Origin of the sequence: Alteromonas sp. 5E99-2, from assembly GCF_017368475.1 — a bacterium.
Lineage (GTDB): Bacteria > Pseudomonadota > Gammaproteobacteria > Enterobacterales > Alteromonadaceae > Alteromonas_F.
Genome location: NZ_JAFNJE010000097.1, coordinates 1 through 335 on the forward strand (window position 1 = coordinate 1; position 335 = coordinate 335).

The 335-nt window shown below is 50.4% G+C and carries 1 protein-coding gene; it reads right to left on the reverse strand.

The genetic code is table 11. The features are described from left to right. Positions 1 to 335, reverse strand: a 335-nt coding sequence (locus J3L16_RS16060) for a hypothetical protein (protein ID WP_207614067.1), incomplete at both ends; no start/stop codon positions are given.

Below are 335 nucleotides of genomic sequence, written 5' to 3' on the forward strand. Positions count from 1 at the left end.
GTTGGGAAAATGGCATCATCGATATTACTGTCACCAGTTGCGGCTGTATTGGCTGTGGCAACGTTGGTTACAGAACCGATAGAGACATCATCAGCGACAATCTCATAGTTGGCAGTACAGGTGAGCAGGTTCACGCCTTCAACCAAGGCATCTGGTGTGCCATCACCATCGGGATCAATCGGTGGGAGGCCACCAACTGGGATTGCTGGACAGATCAGTGTTGCCAGATCAACCCGGTTATCATTGATCGTCAAGGTGTCCGCCTCAGGGATGCTCGCATTGCCCGTATTGGTCACTTCGAACTCATAAAACAGCGTTTGACCAGGATTAAACAC